The organism is Eremococcus coleocola DSM 15696, assembly GCF_000428865.1.
Taxonomy (GTDB): Bacteria; Bacillota; Bacilli; order Lactobacillales; family Aerococcaceae; genus Eremococcus; species Eremococcus coleocola.
In genome coordinates this window covers 21417-39655 of record NZ_AUAT01000023.1, presented here as the reverse complement: position 1 = coordinate 39655, position 18239 = coordinate 21417, and the positions used below count along the sequence as shown (strand labels likewise).

The 18239-nt window shown below is 39.0% G+C and carries 15 protein-coding genes and 1 pseudogene; 6 read left to right on the top strand and 10 right to left on the bottom strand.

What is annotated here, in order from left to right; translation table 11 throughout:
• Window positions 1-232: IS3 family transposase (locus G396_RS0106440; protein WP_028125389.1), on the top strand; the 232-nt coding region annotated here is incomplete at its 5' end.
• Window positions 233-353: 121 nt separating this feature from the next.
• Here the strand turns inward: G396_RS0106440 and G396_RS0106435 are convergent.
• The 4 genes from G396_RS0106435 to G396_RS0106420 all read right to left on the bottom strand — a co-directional run bounded on the left by G396_RS0106435 (window position 354) and on the right by G396_RS0106420 (window position 2467).
• On the bottom strand, window positions 354-560 hold the full coding sequence (locus G396_RS0106435) for a CsbD family protein (RefSeq protein ID WP_211224452.1): 207 nt from the start codon (window positions 558-560) through the stop codon (window positions 354-356).
• 74 nt (window positions 561-634) lie between these two features.
• Window positions 635-970, bottom strand: coding sequence for a hypothetical protein (locus G396_RS0106430; protein WP_028125447.1), 336 nt, complete (start codon window positions 968-970; stop codon window positions 635-637).
• Between the two features lies 1 nt (window position 971).
• Window positions 972-1826, bottom strand: coding sequence for a Cof-type HAD-IIB family hydrolase (locus G396_RS0106425; RefSeq protein ID WP_028125446.1), 855 nt, complete (start codon window positions 1824-1826; stop codon window positions 972-974).
• 38 nt (window positions 1827-1864) lie between these two features.
• Complete coding sequence (locus G396_RS0106420) at window positions 1865-2467, bottom strand: ECF transporter S component (RefSeq protein ID WP_028125445.1); 603 nt, start codon at window positions 2465-2467, stop codon at window positions 1865-1867.
• A gap of 138 nt (window positions 2468-2605) precedes the next feature.
• On the opposite strand from G396_RS0106420, the gene G396_RS0106415 reads away from it, so the two are divergent.
• Window positions 2606-3304, top strand: a complete 699-nt coding sequence (locus G396_RS0106415) for an AzlC family ABC transporter permease (protein ID WP_028125444.1) — start codon at window positions 2606-2608, stop codon at window positions 3302-3304.
• Window positions 3291-3620 carry a branched-chain amino acid transporter permease gene (locus G396_RS0106410; protein WP_034907719.1) on the top strand — a complete coding sequence of 110 codons (330 nt, stop codon included), beginning with the start codon at window positions 3291-3293 and terminating at the stop codon, window positions 3618-3620. Before G396_RS0106415 ends, G396_RS0106410 begins: the two co-directional genes overlap by 14 nt.
• 192 nt (window positions 3621-3812) lie before the next feature.
• Here the strand turns inward: G396_RS0106410 and G396_RS0106405 are convergent, their stop codons facing one another.
• Both G396_RS0106405 and G396_RS0106400 read right to left on the bottom strand, forming a co-directional pair.
• Window positions 3813-7376, bottom strand: coding sequence for a SpaA isopeptide-forming pilin-related protein (locus G396_RS0106405; RefSeq protein ID WP_028125442.1), 3564 nt, complete (start codon window positions 7374-7376; stop codon window positions 3813-3815).
• Window positions 7377-7629: 253 nt separating this feature from the next.
• Entirely contained in the window at window positions 7630-8382 is a 753-nt protein-coding gene (locus tag G396_RS0106400; protein WP_028125441.1) for a class A sortase, read from the bottom strand.
• A 323-nt stretch (window positions 8383-8705) separates the two neighbouring features.
• Between G396_RS0106400 and G396_RS0106395 the strand changes: the two genes are divergently transcribed.
• Window positions 8706-11411, top strand: coding sequence for a cation-translocating P-type ATPase (locus G396_RS0106395; RefSeq protein WP_028125440.1), 2706 nt, complete (start codon window positions 8706-8708; stop codon window positions 11409-11411).
• Window positions 11412-12001: 590 nt separating this feature from the next.
• On the opposite strand, the pseudogene G396_RS10355 reads toward G396_RS0106395, so the two are convergent.
• From G396_RS10355 to G396_RS0106380, 3 genes and pseudogenes are all read right to left on the bottom strand, one after another.
• Window positions 12002-13253: pseudogene (locus tag G396_RS10355) on the bottom strand (glutamate-5-semialdehyde dehydrogenase).
• 13 nt (window positions 13254-13266) lie between these two features.
• Window positions 13267-14085, bottom strand: coding sequence for a glutamate 5-kinase (gene proB, locus G396_RS0106385; RefSeq protein ID WP_028125439.1), 819 nt, complete (start codon window positions 14083-14085; stop codon window positions 13267-13269).
• Window positions 14086-14207: 122 nt separating this feature from the next.
• Window positions 14208-14771, bottom strand: a complete 564-nt coding sequence (locus G396_RS0106380) for a DJ-1 family glyoxalase III (RefSeq protein WP_028125438.1) — start codon at window positions 14769-14771, stop codon at window positions 14208-14210.
• A gap of 306 nt (window positions 14772-15077) precedes the next feature.
• Between G396_RS0106380 and G396_RS0106375 the strand changes: the two genes are divergently transcribed.
• Window positions 15078-15341, top strand: coding sequence for an ArsR/SmtB family transcription factor (locus tag G396_RS0106375; RefSeq protein ID WP_034907717.1), 264 nt, complete (start codon window positions 15078-15080; stop codon window positions 15339-15341).
• A 259-nt stretch (window positions 15342-15600) separates the two neighbouring features.
• On the opposite strand, the gene gndA is transcribed toward G396_RS0106375, so the two are convergent.
• Window positions 15601-17037, bottom strand: coding sequence for an NADP-dependent phosphogluconate dehydrogenase (gene gndA, locus G396_RS0106370; protein WP_028125436.1), 1437 nt, complete (start codon window positions 17035-17037; stop codon window positions 15601-15603).
• A gap of 171 nt (window positions 17038-17208) precedes the next feature.
• Between gndA and G396_RS0106365 the strand changes: the two genes are divergently transcribed.
• Entirely contained in the window at window positions 17209-18228 is a 1020-nt protein-coding gene (locus G396_RS0106365; RefSeq protein ID WP_028125435.1) for a lactonase family protein, read from the top strand.
• Window positions 18229-18239 lie beyond the last annotated feature (11 nt).

Below are 18239 nucleotides of genomic sequence, written 5' to 3'. Positions count from 1 at the left end.
TCAAATCTTTCAAAGTATGTCACGGAAAGGAAACTGTTACGATAATGCACCCATGGAAAACTTCTTCAGTGTGATGAAGCAAGAAATGTATTACGATAAGATTTATCATAGTTACAGAGAATTAGAAACTGCGATTATTAAATATATACAGTACTATAATGCAGAACGAATCAAAGAAAAATTAAACTGGATGAGCCCAATTGCTTATCGCCATTCACTTCAAGCTGCTTAGAAAACAAAAAATAAGAGAGACAAGTACATAAAATATGTACTCATCTCTCTGGTCCAACTTTTTGGGGTCACTATAAGCAGCACACACTGCCAACAAGGTTAAACTTTTTTATTAAAAATGCTTATTCAGCGTTTTTTTCCTTTTTGTCAAAACTGTCTTTGACACCTTTAACGGCACCATCGACAGATTTCTTCACGTCTTCGAGACCTTCTTGAACTTTACCCACAGCATTTTGCACTTGACCTTCAATTTCTTTACCTTTATCGCCAGTCAATTTGCCAAGGCCTTCTTTTAATTTACCTTCGAATTGATTCTTTTCTTCTGTCATGGTAATTCCTCCTTTAGTTATCTTAAGTTAATTATACCACAATTACCATTGCTAACCTAATCATACGCTTTAAACTAGTCTTGATCAGGTAAAAAAGTCTCTAAGTGTGTAGCCAGTTGATCTTTATCACGTGCCTTTTGTGCCTCAGAAATATGACTTGGATCTAGAGCATAGGAAAAAACTAACTTATCTTGACTGTCGTAACCTTCGATGGTCTCCCCCATCTCAGAATCCTGCCAATAAGTCACTTGCAAATTCTGATCTTGAACCCATTCTGTTATTTCTTGGCGAACAGATTGCCGTAAAACTTTATACATCTCTGCCATGGGTTTAGGAATATAAAAGATATCTACTAATTCTAATTCTTCTTCCTGACTTGCTTGGGTTTTCTTGCGCTTACTCTTAGCCATCCTAGTCTTGCTCTCTTTCTTTACGATAGTTTTCGATAAAGGAAATATCCCCTTTTTCCACTAACTCTTCTAAGAAAGTTACCACCGCTTGATCTTGGTTAGACCCAATTTGATAACTACATAGGGCAAGTAGGTCAGGATCCGCATTAGCCATGGCCACACTGTATTTAGACACTTCCATCATGGAAGCATCGTTGAGTGAATCTCCAAAAGCTAGTGTCTGGTTAGGACTAATATTATATTTATCTTGTAAATACAATAAAGCTTTTCCTTTCCCCCCATCTTTATAAATGGCATCCATCCAATTATCACCCGATGACATGGCAACTACACCCTCAAACTGGTCATTAATCGCAGCAACGACTTCTTTAATCTCAGCCAGAGGTGCTTCAGTATAAACCGCAATTTTAGTAATCGTTTCAGTTTCTGGAATTTCATTGTAATCATTTAAATGATTTAAAATACGATTATATTTTTTAAAGGCCGCATAGGCCTCTTTATTCTTTTCATCGTAATAGGAATGACTTCCTACGGAAACCATGGGATAAAAACCCGGATGACTTTCAATTAAGGCAATGATATCTAGAAATTCATGATGAGCTACCCCATTGGCGAAAATATTCTCTTCCGCCTTGACCATAAAATTACCATTATCACAAGCAAAGTAAAGGCTTTGGCGTTGATCAGGGGTAAAGAAGTCTTCCACCTTATGATAGGAATTACCCGTCGCTACTACAAAAAGTGCCCCTTGGGCTTCTAAAGCTTGAACACAAGCCATAAACCGATCGCGTTCAAAAATCTTTTGACTAGTCAGTAAGGTTTCATCTAAATCCGTGACGATTAATTTGGGAATCATAAGATTATTCCTCCTATTATTTAAGCTTCTTGTTTATTTTAGCTTATACGTTTACGATTGCCAAATCGTTCCAAGGCAATCAATAAAATTGGGGTAAGAATGGCTGATAGAATTGCTTCTGGAATACCATTGGCCATTACAGCGGCACCTAAGAATGGCCAGAGTTGATCCATATTTATATTATTTCCAGCTGCAAAGTCCGCCCCTTTAAAAAGGCCGATGGCGCCTAGGACTAAAATTGTATTTAGAAGTGAACCTAACAGACCAGTTATTAAACCAATGGTCGGAGTCTGCATATTTTTCTTATATAAGTACGCTGCCAGAAGACCAATAATAAAAGGCATAATCATCCGCGGTAAAATAGAGACAAAAGGTGATTGGAAAATTAAACGTTCCACTGGACTCGCTGTAAAAATTGCACGTAAAAGTGAATTAACACCCCAAACGAAACCTATCAAAATTCCCGCACGAGTAGAGACTAAGATTGAAGCAATAATCACAGTAATATGGATAATAGTCAAAGAAATAGTAGGCAACATAATATATCCTAGGGCGGGTACCCAAGATTGTAAAATAATGATGGCAATAAAAATAGCTACCGTCACGAGTTCCCGTGTTCTAGTGCTAGTGTATGAATTCATGTGTTTTCTCCTTTACTTATACAAATTTATCTACATTATACCCAACTTAACTCAAAATAAAAGATTTCTGCCTAATTTTATTGACCTACTTTTTAATTAGATATAAAATTTAAGCTAGTTGTAGAAAGTGGGTGTCTTATGAAAAAATTATTGACCTATATTTTTCCCTTAACCGTTCCAATTTTAGCGGGTTATATTTTCCTAGGACTTTCCTATGGAATTTTTGCCTATAGTGCTGGGATTTCTCCCTGGATAATATGTTTGATGAGCCTAGTTATTTATTCAGGCACGATGCAATTTGCGACGGTCGGTCTCTTAAATGCCCCTTTCGATCCCATCGGCGCCATCATGTTAACGATTATGGTATCGGCTCGAATGCTCTTTTATGGAGTTACCCTTTTGAAACCCTATAATAAAATGAAACATCCTTTTAAGGAGATAGCTATTTTTGGGCTCACTGACGAAGCCTTTTCCATTGCGGTCACCACGCCGGTTCCCCCAGATTTAGATCCTAACCATGTTTATGCCGGGATTGCTTTTCTAAATTATTTCTACTGGTTTATAGGATCAATTCTTGGAGTGACCCTGGGTCAAATTATTACCGTAAATACTGAAGGCATTGAGTTTGTCTTAACCGCCTTATTTGTTACCCTCTTTGTCGAACAGTGGTTATCCAACGACAACCATCAACCGGCCCTTGTTGGTTTGGGTGCTTCAATTCTCTGTTGGCTTATTTTGGGACCAACAAATTTCATGATCCCAGCCATGGTCCTCATTGTAGCTATCTTCGTGGCAGAATTCTATCGTAAAGGAGACCGCATCAATGATGACCAATAGCCAAGTTTATATAACGATTACCCTAATCACCTTAGTCACCGCTTTAATTCGGTTTTTACCTTTCATTATCTTTCCTGCTAACCGCAAGCCGCCATTATTTATTCAATATTTAGGAACTGTCTTACCCATGGCAGCTATTTCCTTATTGATGGTTTATGCTTTGAAAGATACCGTTTTTCTTACTTCTCCTCATGGTATCCCCCAAATTTGTGCAGTTATCGCTCTTTTCTTCGTCCATAAATGGAAACGGAATACACTACTTTCCATTGCGACTGGTACCTTTGTTTACATGTTTATCATCCAGGTTTTCTTTTGATTTATCTGTAATCTGTACCGCTTGTCAAAGAACAAATTTGTGCACTCTGGATTTTCAATGCACAGAATCTCAGTAGCTTGTACATTTCAGCATTTCAATGCACAAATTTTTCAAAGCCTATTTTCAAAAAAAGGAACTATACTCAACTTCTAGAGTTGGTATAGTTCCTCTTTTTAGTTTTTACACCTACGCTTAATCATCGTTTTTTGGTTTTCTGATGATAATCACTAAACCAACAATCGCTACCACTATAGGAACAATATAGGCAAGCAGTGAAGAATTTTCACCCGTACCCGGCAAATTATTTTTCTTCTCAACACTGCTTGTCTTGGTCACTGTCACTGATTGGCTGGCTTGACTAGATTCTAGACTACTTACTTGGCTGGCATCATCTGCTTTACGACCATAGATGACCGCGAAAGTCCCCATTTCTTGGGTATTAAAGGTCATGTTTTGTTCACTTAGTCCAAAAGTAAGGTTCGCCAATTGATCTTGTCTTACTCGGACTAGACGAGCACCCTGACTCGTCTTGATTGGTAATTGGATTTTTGCAATGTGACTTAGGTTTGCTGCTTGACCATTACTATCTAGCAATTGGATTTGATACGCTTGATAATCGCTGCCTTTTAAAGAGCTTGGTTCGGGATCAAGCGGATTACTTACTGCCGCTACCTTAAAATTAGCCACTTGACCAGCATCAGCTGGATTAATCCACACCTGGACTCCAGTACTTGGGTCACTGAATGCGGTAGTTGCTGCTTTCGCTTCTTCTTGAACTTTTTCGACTGACTGGTCTTCCGTTACAATGACTTCTTTTTCAGAAGCTGCTTCCTGACGGGTCACCATGGCGGTGGTGACTTGAACTTGGTGGTCAACTACTATATTTTGTTCTGCTTGGTTAACTTGGTAGCCATCTGGCACTTGACTAATCGTATAAGTTAATTCACCTAAAGCCACTTGGTCTAATGTAACTTGACCATTTTGATCTGTTTTTAATTCTTGGTCTCCAGTTTTAATGGTGGCACCCGGAACGGGGTTATTCTGATTATCCACTACTTGAATCGTTACTTGACCTGTTTGGATTTTTTTGCTGACTTGATAGGCATAATCAAAAGCCATCCCTTCGGTTAGGTCAATTTCTTGCTCTTGACCTTGACCTTCATAATCCTCTGGTACTGCTTTAATTACTAATGAATATTTATTAGGTTCAAGGTCTTTAAAAGTCACTTGCCCCTTATCATCAGTCACAGCCTCTTGCTCACCTAAGCCAATCGTCACACCCTTAACGGCTTGGCCATCTTGGTCAAAGACTTTAATCACAGCTTGAGCCTTGGCTAAGTCTCTTTGAACTTGTAATTGACCTTGACCATCATGGTCAGTAAGGGTGATCGTGTCGTTTGCTTGACCTTGATAGCCTTCTGGCAACTGAGTAACTTGGTAGCTATAATCTTGGGCTGGTAAATTCTCAAAAGTAACCAAACCATCTTGATCACTTGTTTCTTCTTGGTCTCCTACTTGGACTTTAGCGCCCACGACAGGTTTTTGGTCTTGGTCTACCACTTTAACTGTCAATTTATACTTAGGCGTCTCTTTAGTGACTTGGATTTGACCGGTTTGGTTTTCTTCTTCAGTAATGGTCAATTTTCCTTCTGGATTGTCCACTTGATAACCTTGAGGCAATTCACTGATAGTATATTCATAGTCATCTGGGCTTAAACCCGTTAATTTAATTTGTCCTTGGTCATCGGAAGTAAAAGCTTGACCATCTGCCAGTTGGAGACTTACACCGGGCACTGGATTTTGGTCTTGGTCTACCACTTTCAAAACATAATCAAATGTTGTGGCTTCTTTAGTCACCTGGATTTGACCTGCTTGGTTTTCTTCTCCGGTGACGGTCAATTTACCTTCTGGACTGTCCACTTGGTAACCTTGAGGCAATTCACTGATAGTATATCCATAGTCACCTGGACTTAAATCCGTTAACTTAATTTGTCCTTGGTCATCGGAAGTATATGCTTGACCATCTGCCAGTTGAAGGCTGAGGTCAGGTACTGGATTTTGGTCTTGGTCCACCACTTTAATCACAAAATTAAATTTACTGGCTTCCTTTATAACTTGGATCGGTTTGCCTTGCTCTTGACCTTCTTGAATTGTAATTAAGCCGTCCGCCTTTTCTACTTGGTAGCCTTGGGGTACTTCCGTCACAGTATAGGCATAGTCACCGGCCACTAATTCTCTTAAAACAAGTTGACCTTGGTCATCCGAAGTATAAGAAGTACCCTCTTCCATTTGAATCGTAAGTCCTGGCACTGGTGCTTGGTCTTGGTCCACCACTGGAATAACCAGCGATTGAGCCTGGGCAGTTTTTTCGATAGCTAGTTCTTCACTAATAGGCTGATCAGAACTTAGGTCTATACTCCCTTCACTTTGACCTAGATAACCCTGCGGCACTTCTAAAATTTGATAATTGATGGATTCACCCACCGGTAATTCTTCAATCACAATCTGTCCTTGATCATCCGTTTGGTAAGTTTGGTCTTTGACTAATAGGGTAACACCGGGCACTGCTTGACCACTTTGGTCAACCACTTTGAAAGAGACCGAGGTCACTTGTGGACTAGATTCTTGGTTCAGCTTTTCCAAGTGAATTGATACGGGCTGATTTTCTACATAATCAAAGGTTTGTGGAGCTTGACTCAAAGCATAGCCGTCAGGAACAGAAGTCACCTGATATGTATAGGCGCCTGGGCCAATACTAGGCAGCTCAAGTTGACCCTGTTCATCACTAGTATAGGTTTGGCCTTCATAAGTAATCGTAACCCCTGGAATAGCCTGTCCTTGATCATTCACAAAACTTAGCTTAACCATTTCAGTATTTGTTTCTGCCGTTTGACTGATAAGGTTAAGATCTAATGTATGTTGGGTATTGGCTTCGAGGGTCACCGTTAGATTATTCTGGTCTTCTGCAACTTGATAGCCTTCAGGTACTTGCGTAACCTTAAAGTCCAAACTGCCCGCTGGTAAGTCATTAAATATAGCTTGGCCGCTCTCATCACTGGTTTGGGACTGATCGCCTACTTGTATGCTAACATTGGCAACCGGGCTAGAATTTTCATCCCTAACGGTTACAGTCAGACTAGCTAGGTCTTGGGCAGGTTCAGCTGAATCCTGACTTGAATCTTGGCTTAGATCTTCACCTGAAATTTGGTCTGCCATTTGGGCTTGACTGGCTGCCACAGCCGCCTCAACTTCAGCTTCTTTGTCCGCAAGCTGGTCTGCATCCATAAGAGTCAATCTCATGGTATCAATTTGAATGGCTTGCTTAACATTAAATTCAAGTTCATACACATTAGAACCATCTTCAGCCTGCTTTAAACTATTATTCTTGAAAAATTGGTACACCATCTGATTATTACTTGAATCTTGGTATTCAAGTAAAATTTGATCAAGTTGATTCGCTTCTCTTTGGAAATTATCCTGATCACTTACTCGGATTATATAATCCCCTGCTTCTAATAGTTTAAGCGTATTAGAATCAGATGCTACTTGATCAGATTGCCATAAACTCGTAAAAGTTCCTGCATCATTTTTTTGTAAAATTTCAAATTTTAAGTTTTCGGTTTGGGCGATTTCTTGGTTATAAAGACTCGATATCTGTGGACTTGAATTAGTTTGGGCTAAACTGGTCATAGGAAAACTAGCTAAAACCAAACTAGACGCTAATGTTAATGCGATTTTTTTATTTAATGTCGTCATATTTTTCTCCTCCCTTACATCTAAATTTTACCATAATTCGATTCCAAGGGGGCTCGTTTAGGTAATTCATCACAAATAAATCAACATTCTAAACCGGTTTCATAATTTCTTCATAATTAAGGGAGCGGGCTGCTTGTCCAACTCCATCCATTATTGAAAAAGAAATTTTACCTTCATTTTTTCACCACAAGTAAAAATATCTAAATAAAAAAGCCGAGGCAATTTTGTCTCGGCTTAAAGACTATTCATTCGCTTAAGCAGCGGTTGTTTGTGGTAATTCAAAGGCCTTAATCATATCATCCGAAGCTTCATCAATTGGTACAGTTTTAACTAAAGAACCTTTAACAACAATCCGATCAACTAAGTCAGAATCACACGTAATCAAGGTAATCGTTGGATCTTCAGTTGGATCTAGCACTTCAATCGCCGTTGCTGGCACCTGTTGAATTGAATCAATTTCATAAACATAGACCTTATCTAAATCGGTTAGATAAATTTTCTGTCCTTGTTGCACTCTTAATAAAGGTGCAAATAAAAGATTCTTATGGATCGAATGGTGACTTGCCAAACTATAATTTGATTTCCCCATTTGTTGGTCTGCACTCAGGGTACCTGCCCCATAGTACATTCCTTCATTAGAAACCCCCTTATAAATAGGAAGGTTCATACCAACATCCGGAATAGCAATCCCCCCAACTACCGGTAGATCATTGGGATTGATTCTGTCTGAAATAACTGATAAGGCATCAATATTTTGAATATCATCAAAATTATAAGTAACCTCTTTTTTATTGTTTGCTTCAATCATTTCACGGGTAAAGTTCCCCACCGTATTTTGTTCAGATCCATGGGCAATCATCCAGTCCTTAATTGGATTCATAGCAAAGAGGCCCACAGCTACTAAAATTAACAAGAAGCCTAGAAACATTCTAAAATTAAAACGTTTTTTCTTTTTACCACCACGACTATTTCGTTTTTGATGACGTTGTGCACGTGTTTGAACCATAATAATCTCCTATCTATCATAGTATCTGCCTTATATTATACATGATTTATACTAGAAAACACTAGTTGAGACTTTTTTTACCGAATAAATCATAGTTTATTCATAAATTGAAATAACTTGCTTTTAAACCAATCTTTCCTTATAATTATTTTTAAATAAGACATAAGGGAGTAACTAGAGGAGCTATCCTCGTCAGTATCAACAACGACAAGTAGTATTTGCTACTGGTACTGTACTTAATCAGTGAGACTTATGCTACCAGGTAAATGGCAGCATAGGTCTTTTTTTATAGGGATTCCCTGGTCAAAAAATAGGAGGAAACTATGTCGGAAAGCAAAAACTATCTAGCTTATACTGAGTCAATTGACCAAGTAAAAGCCCATTTTGAAACTGACCTGTCGCAAGGTCTTTCAAGCCAAGAAGCCGCAAAACGTTTGGAAAGCTATGGTACTAACGAGATTCAGGAAGAAGAAAGAAGATCTACCTTCCAAAAGTTCATTGATCAATTTAAAGATTTCATGATTATTGTCTTACTAGCAGCGGCTGCTATTTCAGCCGTAGTTGGGATTTCCCAAGGTGAAGGTATCACTGATACCATCATTATCTTAATTGTGGTCCTATTGAATGCTGTGCTAGGTGTTTTCCAAGAAGCCAAGGCCGAAGAAGCCATCGATGCCTTAAAAAAAATGTCTTCACCTCTAGCCCATGTTCTTCGTGATGGTGATGTTAAGGAAATTAAATCAACCCAATTAGTTCCTGGTGATGTCGTTTTACTCGAAGCAGGGGATGTCGTTCCTGCAGATATCCGTTTAGTTGAAGCCTCTTCTTTAAAAATTGAAGAAGCCGCGCTCACCGGTGAATCAGTCCCCGTCGAAAAAAATACCGATGCTTTAGAAAATCCTGAAGCCGGCATTGGGGACCGTTACAATATGGGGTATTCCTCTACAAATGTAACCTATGGTCGTGGTAAAGGAATTATTACCGGCACCGGAATGGAAACAGAAGTGGGCCATATTGCTAAAATGTTGTCTTTTACCCAAAAACAATTAACCCCGCTTCAACGTGACCAAGAAGCTTTAGGTAAAACTTTAACTAAAGCGATTATCGTGGTTGCAGTCGTGACCTTCTTAATCGGTACCCTCTTAAATGGTATGGGAATTATGGAAATGTTACTTGTTTCTATTTCGCTGGCCGTTGCTGCGATTCCAGAAGGTCTCCCTGCTATTTCAACCATTATCTTATCCCTAGGGACCCAAACTATGGCCGACCGAAATGCCTTAGTCCGGACCTTGCCTGCGGTGGAAACTTTAGGATCTACTCAAGTCATTTGTTCTGATAAAACTGGTACCTTGACTTTAAATGAAATGACAGTCGAACATGTTTTCCATGATGATCAACTTTTTGCTGCTAACCAAGACTTAGACTTAAATTCCCACTTTATTCATTCATTTGTCCTACCAAATGATTCAAAAGTTGATAATGATGGCAAAATAATTGGCGACCCTACTGAAACAGCCATGGTCAAATATGCCATTGACCACCAAATGGACTATAAAGGTCTATTAGCTGACTATCCTCGGATCGATGAAGTTCCATTTGAGTCTGACCGTAAGCTCATGTCAACCATCCACAAGTTAGAAGATGGTCGCTTCGCTGTTTATGTTAAAGGAGCGCCAGACCAATTAATTCAAAGAGCCACTCAAATTGAAATTAATGGCCAAGTTCGTCCAATCCAAGAAGCTGATATCAGCAAAATACAAGAACAAAATGAATCCTTAGCCAAACAAGCCCTACGGGTCTTAGCAGGTGCTTATAAGATTATTGACCAAGTACCAGCGACAGTTAATTCTGAAACGGTTGAAAATGATTTGATTTTTACTGGCCTAGTTGCCATGATTGACCCTGAACGTCAAGAAGCTAAAGATTCTATCCGTAAAGCCCGCAATGCAGGTATCCGGACCGTGATGATTACCGGTGACCATGCCATTACTGCTCAAGCTATTGCTGAACGGTTAGAAATTCTTGATCCAAAAGCTGCTGATAACAGTAGCCATGTTATGACCGGAGCAGAATTGAATGAAATTTCAGATGAAGAATTAGCTAAAAACGTGGCTAATTATTCTGTTTATGCCCGAGTATCACCTGAACATAAGGTGCGGATTATTAAAGCTTGGCAAGCCAATGACAAAACAGTTTCTATGACGGGTGACGGTGTGAATGATGCGCCTTCTCTTAAACAAGCCGATATTGGGGTTGGTATGGGGATTACCGGTACCGAAGTATCTAAAGGGGCTTCCGATATGGTCCTTGCCGATGATAACTTCCAAACCATCGTTGTTGCCGTTGAAGAAGGACGTAAAGTCTTCTCTAATATTCAAAAAGCGGTACAATTCTTACTTTCAGCTAACCTGGGTGAAATCATTACCTTATTTGTGGCGACCCTCTTCGGTTGGGTCATTCTTGAGCCTATCCATATCTTATGGATCAACTTGGTAACGGACGTTTTCCCAGCAATTGCACTGGGTATGGAAAAAGCCGACCCTGATACCATGAAGTATGCTCCAAGAACCAAAGAAGATTCTTTCCTATCTTTCGGTATCTTCCCAAGTATTCTTTACCAAGGGGTCTTTGAAGGGGCCATTACTTTACTAGTTTACTGGTATGTGGATATCCATCTTGGCTTAGAACATACCTTAGCTGAAACCATGGCCTTCATTACCTTAGGTTTACAACAACTCTTCCATTCTTATAATGTGAAGTCTGTCTTCAAATCTCTCTTCTCATCTAATCCATTTGACAATAAATATCTCAACTTAGCCTTCCTTGGATCAGGTGCCCTACTTTTTGGCGTCATCCTTATCCCTGGAATTAACGGTTTCTTTGATGTTCATAATCCTAATCTTGAACAATGGATTATCTGTATTGTCGCTTCCTTTGCGCTAGTTATCTTAACTGAAATTGTTAAGTTTATCTTTAGAACTACTGGGCTTGCGGATAAATATCAATCTATACCACATCTAGATGACTAAGAAACTTGAATCTTAAGCGTCAAACCTAACGGGACTGAAAATAATTAGTCTTTGCAACAAATAAATATCTCTACTATTCGGAATAATAAAAGGAGTTGGACAAATCAAGGTCCAGCTCCTTTTACAATACCCAAGAAAATAACTAGTTCTCATGCTTTTATAACATTCCTAGTTTTATAGCGTGGACTTATTCTTGGCTTAGGCTTAAAGTATAGAAAAATTCTCCGAAGATTCTTAACTTGAAACGAAGGTAAAGAAAAAGAGACGGGTATTTCTATAATGGCCAATAAAGTTAAGACAAAATTATTTACTCACCAGTAAAGCATGGAAAAATGTTTAAATCTTTCTTTACTGAGCTACTCACTCAAGAAAAAATCCAGACTTAAGATTCAAGTCTGGAAAGCCACGGAAGTCTAGTCATCAAAACTAAAAACTTCCAGCTCAGGACGGAGCTGGAAGTTTTTATAAAATAAGATTATGATTTTTCACTGACTTGATAGCTATGATTGGTCGGTTACTTAATAAGCAGTCTAGCCATACGCAGATCTCGCCCAGCTATTTCCAAACCATATACTCAGGAAAATAAAGCATTAAGATCTAACTTGACCTTGGCCCCGGACTTGATACTTATACGACGTTAAGGCATCCAAGCCCATTGGCCCACGAGCATGTAATTTTTGAGTAGAAATACCAATCTCCCCACCAAAACCAAACATTTGACCATCTGTAAACCGGGTGGAGGCATTGACATAAACTGCGGCCGCATCTACATCTGCTAAAAAGTTCTCTGCCACTTGATAATCTTCGGTCACAATGGCTTCGGAGTGACCAGTCGAATAGCGATCAATATGGTCAATGGCTGCTTGATAATCATCCACCACCTTAACAGAAAGGATATAGTCATTAAATTCCCTTGCATAGTCTGATTCACTGGCGGAAGTCGCTTGAGGCACAAACTGACAAACTTTTTGGTTGCCTCTGATTTCAACACCAGCTTGGATGAGCCCCGCTACTAAGTCTGGCAATTGCTCAACAATCGCTGCATCAATCAAAAGACTTTCTAAGGCATTGCAGACGGACACCCGTTGTAATTTTCCATTTTCTAATATCTGACGGGCCTTTGCTATATCAGCAGCTTGGTGAATATATAAATGGCAATTACCTACACCCGTTTCAATCACCGGAACGGTAGCGTGTTTTATGACATTTTGAATCAGACCATCTCCACCCCGGGGAATTAAGCAATCAACATAGTCATTTAGTTGCATAAATTCTTCGGCAAGACTGTGGTCAGGTTTATCTATCATTTGAACAAAATTCGAATCTAAGTTTGCTTGGCTTAAAGCTTGTCTTAATACCTTCATAATCGCCATATTTGACTGGAGGGCATCCCGGCCACCTCGTAAAATTACCGCATTTCCCGCCTTTAGACATAAAGCTGTGGCATCCACCGTAACATTAGGCCGTGATTCATAAATAATCCCTATAACCCCCAAAGGGACCCGTTTACGACTAATCCATAATCCATCGTCAGTTTGCCAGGCCTGATCAATTTTTTTGTAAAGGGTCGGGCAAGGCAGCGATACTTTCGAGTCCTTGAGCCATAGCCTCAATTCGCTCAGGTGTTAAGGTCAACCGTTCAAGAAAGGCTGCACTTAATCCCTTGGTCGCGCCCGCTTCTAAGTCGATTTGATTCGCTTTAAGTATATCAGCTTGCACTTGGCGAAGGGCCGCAGCCATCTGGTTTAAAGCTCGATTCTTTTGTCCAGTAGGTAAGGTTCTTAGCTTACGTTCCGCTTTCTTAGCCTCTTGTCCTAGGGTTACTAAATATTCTGAAGTCATCGATGATTACTCCTTAATTTCTTAAATTTGATTGGCTAAACAAAGTTCCAATCGACTGCCCCTGCAAAATATCAAAAATATCATCCGGATTTTGACTCGAAGCAATAATCATGCTCTTATTTATCGCCAACATCCGTTTCGCTGCGGTTAATTTAGTCGCCATCCCGCCCTTAGCAAACGCTGATCCTTTCCCATCTGCCATAGCTTCGATAGTTGGACTAATTTCAGAGACAAAGGGAATCGGTTTAGCTTGGTCATTCGTCTTAGGATTACTATCATAGAGCGCCGAAACATCTGATAATAAGAGTAATAAATCAGCATCAATAATTTGGGCGACAATTGAAGATAAGGTATCATTATCGCCAAATTTAGTTAAATGATTGATTTCATCATCGGATACCACATAATTTTCATTGATAATTGGAACAATTCCCCGTCTTAAAAGGTGATTTAAGGTGCCAACCACATTCCGATGTGAATTATCATTATCAATAATATCACGGGTTAATAAGACTTGAGCAGTGTGCTGACCATAATATTGAAAAAACCGATTATAGTGCTCCATTAGACGGACTTGGCCGACGGCAGCCACTGCTTGAAGCTCAGATACTTGACTAGGGTATGAATCAAGATTAAGCACTCGTGCGCCCACCCCGATAGAACCTGAGGATACCAAAACCACTTCAATTCCTGACTGGATCAAAGCAGTGCAAACATAGGCCAAGCGGTCCATTTTTCTTAAATCAATGGACTTATAATCATTCATAATTGAATTTGTCCCAATCTTGATTACCACTCGCTGCCATTCTTTGATAAATTCTGCCTTTTGCATACCTCTTATTCACCTATCCTACTTCGTTTTTAACTCTTATTATAAGCCTATTTTCAAAAAAGAAAAGCTCATCTTGATACATGATCTTTTACTTATGATTTTAGGAAATAGCTAATATTTTCTTATTTTTTTCTAATTATTTCTTGAAGAAAATTATATTGCATATCCTCTTTCAAAGTTTGTGCATCTCCGCCCAAACTATCAACTAATTGATATGAAAATTCTAAAGCAGTCCCTGGTCCTTTTGAGGTAGTAATATTGCCATCAACTACAAACAAACGATCATCAAGATAAGTACCATGACTAATCTGTTCTTCAAAACCAGGATAATTGGTAAAGTTCCGGTCTTCTAATAAGCCTGCCGCTTCTAAAACAATAGGGGCTGCACAAATAGCTGCTACTTTTTTTCCTGAATTTGCTTGCTTCTTGATAGATTCAATCACAAAATGATTTTTGCGGAGATTATCTGCTCCTGGCATGCCACCTGGTAATACAATTAGGTCATACCCATCAATAACCTGATCCAGAACTTTGTCCATGGTAACTTTAATTTGATGAGCCCCTTCTACTACAGGTTCCAAGCCAAGCAAATCAACTTCAAAACCAGCCCGTCTTAAGACATCTGCCGGGGTCAAAGCTTCAATTTCTTCAAAACCCGGTGCGAAAAAGATTGCAATTTTCATCATACTATCTCTCCTTTTCTATATAAGTACAATTTAATCAATTTAATTCAACTTTTAAAATATATTGCTTGCTATTCGAAATATTGTCCGTTATAATGACTTGTCTACTTAATAAAAAAGTAGAGCCGATGATTATCAATTTTATAAAATGTTAATAATTTTCATCAAAAATGTTCATAAATTATTCACAATTTAAAAGGATATTTAGATTTTTTACATAAAAATCAGTTGCATATAGCTTCACATTTTACTAAAAAATGATATAATCGGGTTATAGTTTTTATAAAAGAATGGGGGCAAGAAATAAACATGCAACACGAACATGAGTTAGTACAAATTTTTAAGTTACTGGGTCATCCGATTCGTTTGACCATTGTTAAATTACTCAGTGACGCTGACCATATGACGGTGGGAGCAATCGTCGATGCGGTTGAGTTACCTCAACCTACAGTTTCACAACAACTAGCTAAATTAAAAGCTGGTAACATTGTTGACGCTGAACGCGCTGGTACCAATGTTAAATATAGCCTTTCAAATCCTATAGTTATGCAAATTGTGAAGGATATCAAATAGTATTATTTTATTTGAAGCTCTTAAAACGACTAGCATTCAAACGATACCATGCGTGACTAGTTACCCGAACTAAGCAAATATGACCTAAGAGCATTCAAATACTTATTCAATATATAGGGTATTTCATGAGCATGTGTGAAATATTCGTTTAGCCTATCTCGGGACTCCTGTGGATAGGATTTTTTATATAATAATTGACCTGGAGTTTAAGCGGACTTAAACTCCAGGTCTTTTATATTTTCCCCTACCTTAACCTATCTTATTCAGACCAATTCTCTTCTTGACCCTGAGTCCATAAATAATGATAAGTCCCTTCCTTATCAATCCGTTGGTAGGTATGGGCACCGAAGTAATCCCGTTGGGCTTGGATTAAATTAGCCGGTAAAACTGGTGTCCGTAGACTATCATAATAAGCTAGCGATGCAGCAAAACCAGGCACAGGAAGACCAGCTTGGACAGCGCGAGCCACTACCTTACGCGCTGCACTTTGGTAATTAATGACGATTTCTTTAAAGTAATCATCCAAAAGAATATTTGAAAGGGTGCCATTCTTTTCGTAGGCAGCCATAATTTTTTCTAGGAATTGTGCGCGAATAATACAACCGCCCCGCCAAATTGCTGAAATTTCCTTGTAGTCTAACTTCCAATCCATTTCTTTAGCAGCATGTGCCATTTGAACAAAGCCTTGGGCATAAGACATAATCTTAGAAAAATATAGAGCTTGACGAATATCTTCAACAAAGACTTCAGCATCCGTCACTGGTTCAGGTTTAGGTCCAGTCAAAACTTGACTGGCTTCTAAGCGGTCATCCTTCAAAGCCGAAATAAAACGGGAAAATACTGATTCCGTAATAGTTGGCAATGGAACTCCTAGATCTAGGGCTGACTGGCTAGTCCATTTACCAGTACCTTTATTTCCGGCCTTATCCAAAATCACATCAACCATTGGCGTGTCAGTTTCAGGATCTTTTTGACCTAGAATTTCGGAGGTAATTTCAATCAAGTAAGAATCTAGTTCACCTTGATTCCATTCAGTAAAGTAATTTTTAATTTCCTCAATAGATAAGTTTAAATAGCGGCGCATCAAATCATAAGATTCAGCAATTAATTGCATGTCTCCATATTCAATCCCATTGTGAACCATTTTGACATAATGACCGGCCCCATTTTCCCCAACATAAGTCACACAAGGACTATTATCAGAAGGTGCCTTAGCTGCAATTTGTTCTAAAATAGGTTTTAAAATATCATAAGCATCTTTAGGTCCCCCTGGCATTAAGGATGGTCCATGCAAGGCACCTTCTTCACCACCGGAAACGCCCATGCCCATAAAATGAATGCCAGAGCCATCTAATTCTTGGGCCCGCCGAATGGTATCTTTATAGAAGGTATTCCCACAGTCAACCATAACATCATCTTTTTCTAAGAGTGGTAGTAATTGTTGAATTACAGCATCGGTTCCTGCCCCTGCCTTAACCATAATTAAGACGCGGCGTGGTTTTTCCAAAGATGCAACAAAATCTTCAATTGTATAAGAAGGAAGTAGATTCTTATCAGGATTTTCTTTCACAACCGCTTCAGTCTTAGACCCAGTCCGATTAAAAATCCCTACCCGGTAGCCTCGACTTTCAATATTTAAAGCTAGATTTTTGCCCATAACGGCCATACCAATGACACCAATTTGTGCTTTTTCCATAAATCATCCTCCTAGATTGTTATCAACCCCACTCGTTGGGGCGCTCCCTTTAAATATAACACTCCTGATAATAAAAAACTATTTTTTTGCTAAAGTTAGCCATTAAATTAAAACTTTTAATTCGATAACAATCTTGTTACAATGAACTTAAGGAAGAAAGGAAGACTTATCATGCAGACTTATATTTTAGGTGGTTATACTAAACGCTTAAATAAAGGAATTAGCGAAATCCAATTCAATCCAGCTGACCAAAGTTTGAGTCAAACTCAATTAATTGCTAACCTAAATAGTTCAACTTTTGTCGCATTAAATTCCACTAAAGACCTACTCTTTGCCCTTAATAAAAAAGATGATCAAGGCGGTTTAGTGGTTTTTGAGAAGCAGAATAGCTCTTGGCGTAAAGTTTCTGAAGCCTATGCTTCTGGTGCAACGGGTTGTCATATTAATTTCCGCCAAACATCGCAAACGATTTATGTATCAAACTATCATGAGGCTTCAATTGATATTTATCAACTTGATTCCAATAAACATGTTCACCTTGCCCAACGGATTCAACATCATGGTTCGAGTGTCCATCCTAACCAAAACCAATCTCATATCCATTTTACTGGTTTTAACCAAAAAGAAGACCTCCTATATGTCTGCGACTTAGGTAGTGACAAAGTATATGTCTACCAAGTTAAGACCGATGGGTCCTTATCTGTACAATCTGAATTAATCACCCCTGCCGGTATGGGGCCCCGGCACATTGCCTTCCATCCAGACCTAAACAGGGCCTATATTATCGGTGAGTTAAATAACCATACCTTGGAAGTTAGGATTGACTCAGAGGGTAATCTAGAAATTGAAGCTGATTATCCTAATTTTAATGAAAAAGTTGACCGTGCAGATGGCGCTGCAATTCGAATTAGCTCAGATGGTCGCTTCCTTTATACCTCAACACGTTTCCATAATATCCTTTCAGTCTTTGCTGTGGATGACCAAGGTCACCTTAACTTAGTCCAAACCATTGATAGCCATGGTCAAATCCCACGTGACTTTATCATCGACGAAAGTGAAGCATATTTATTAGTTGGTCATCAAGATTCAGATAACCTAGTTTTATTCAGTCGTGATACCCAAAGTGGGCGGTTAAACTTAATCAGTGAAAATACAAATGCACCTGAATGTGTTTGTATTGCCCACGCCTAGGTCAACCCAAA

Excerpts from the sequence above, each read along its gene's own strand:
- G396_RS0106380 (WP_028125438.1), bottom strand. The coding sequence starts at position 14,771 with ATGATGAAAATTGCAATCTTTTTCGCACCGGGTTTTGAAGAAATTGAA.
- proB (WP_028125439.1), bottom strand. The coding sequence starts at position 14,085 with ATGCAAAAGGCAGAATTTATCAAAGAATGGCAGCGAGTGGTAATCAAG.
- G396_RS0106425 (WP_028125446.1), bottom strand. The coding sequence starts at position 1,826 with ATGATTCCCAAATTAATCGTCACGGATTTAGATGAAACCTTACTGACT.
- G396_RS0106430 (WP_028125447.1), bottom strand. The coding sequence starts at position 970 with ATGGCTAAGAGTAAGCGCAAGAAAACCCAAGCAAGTCAGGAAGAAGAA.
- G396_RS0106395 (WP_028125440.1), top strand. The coding sequence starts at position 8,706 with ATGTCGGAAAGCAAAAACTATCTAGCTTATACTGAGTCAATTGACCAA.
- G396_RS0106400 (WP_028125441.1), bottom strand. The coding sequence starts at position 8,382 with ATGGTTCAAACACGTGCACAACGTCATCAAAAACGAAATAGTCGTGGT.
- gndA (WP_028125436.1), bottom strand. The coding sequence starts at position 17,037 with ATGGAAAAAGCACAAATTGGTGTCATTGGTATGGCCGTTATGGGCAAA.
- G396_RS0106435 (WP_211224452.1), bottom strand. The coding sequence starts at position 560 with ATGACAGAAGAAAAGAATCAATTCGAAGGTAAATTAAAAGAAGGCCTT.
- G396_RS0106365 (WP_028125435.1), top strand. The coding sequence starts at position 17,209 with ATGCAGACTTATATTTTAGGTGGTTATACTAAACGCTTAAATAAAGGA.
- G396_RS0106375 (WP_034907717.1), top strand. The coding sequence starts at position 15,078 with ATGCAACACGAACATGAGTTAGTACAAATTTTTAAGTTACTGGGTCAT.
- G396_RS0106405 (WP_028125442.1), bottom strand. The coding sequence starts at position 7,376 with ATGACGACATTAAATAAAAAAATCGCATTAACATTAGCGTCTAGTTTG.
- G396_RS0106410 (WP_034907719.1), top strand. The coding sequence starts at position 3,291 with ATGATGACCAATAGCCAAGTTTATATAACGATTACCCTAATCACCTTA.
- G396_RS0106415 (WP_028125444.1), top strand. The coding sequence starts at position 2,606 with ATGAAAAAATTATTGACCTATATTTTTCCCTTAACCGTTCCAATTTTA.
- G396_RS0106420 (WP_028125445.1), bottom strand. The coding sequence starts at position 2,467 with ATGAATTCATACACTAGCACTAGAACACGGGAACTCGTGACGGTAGCT.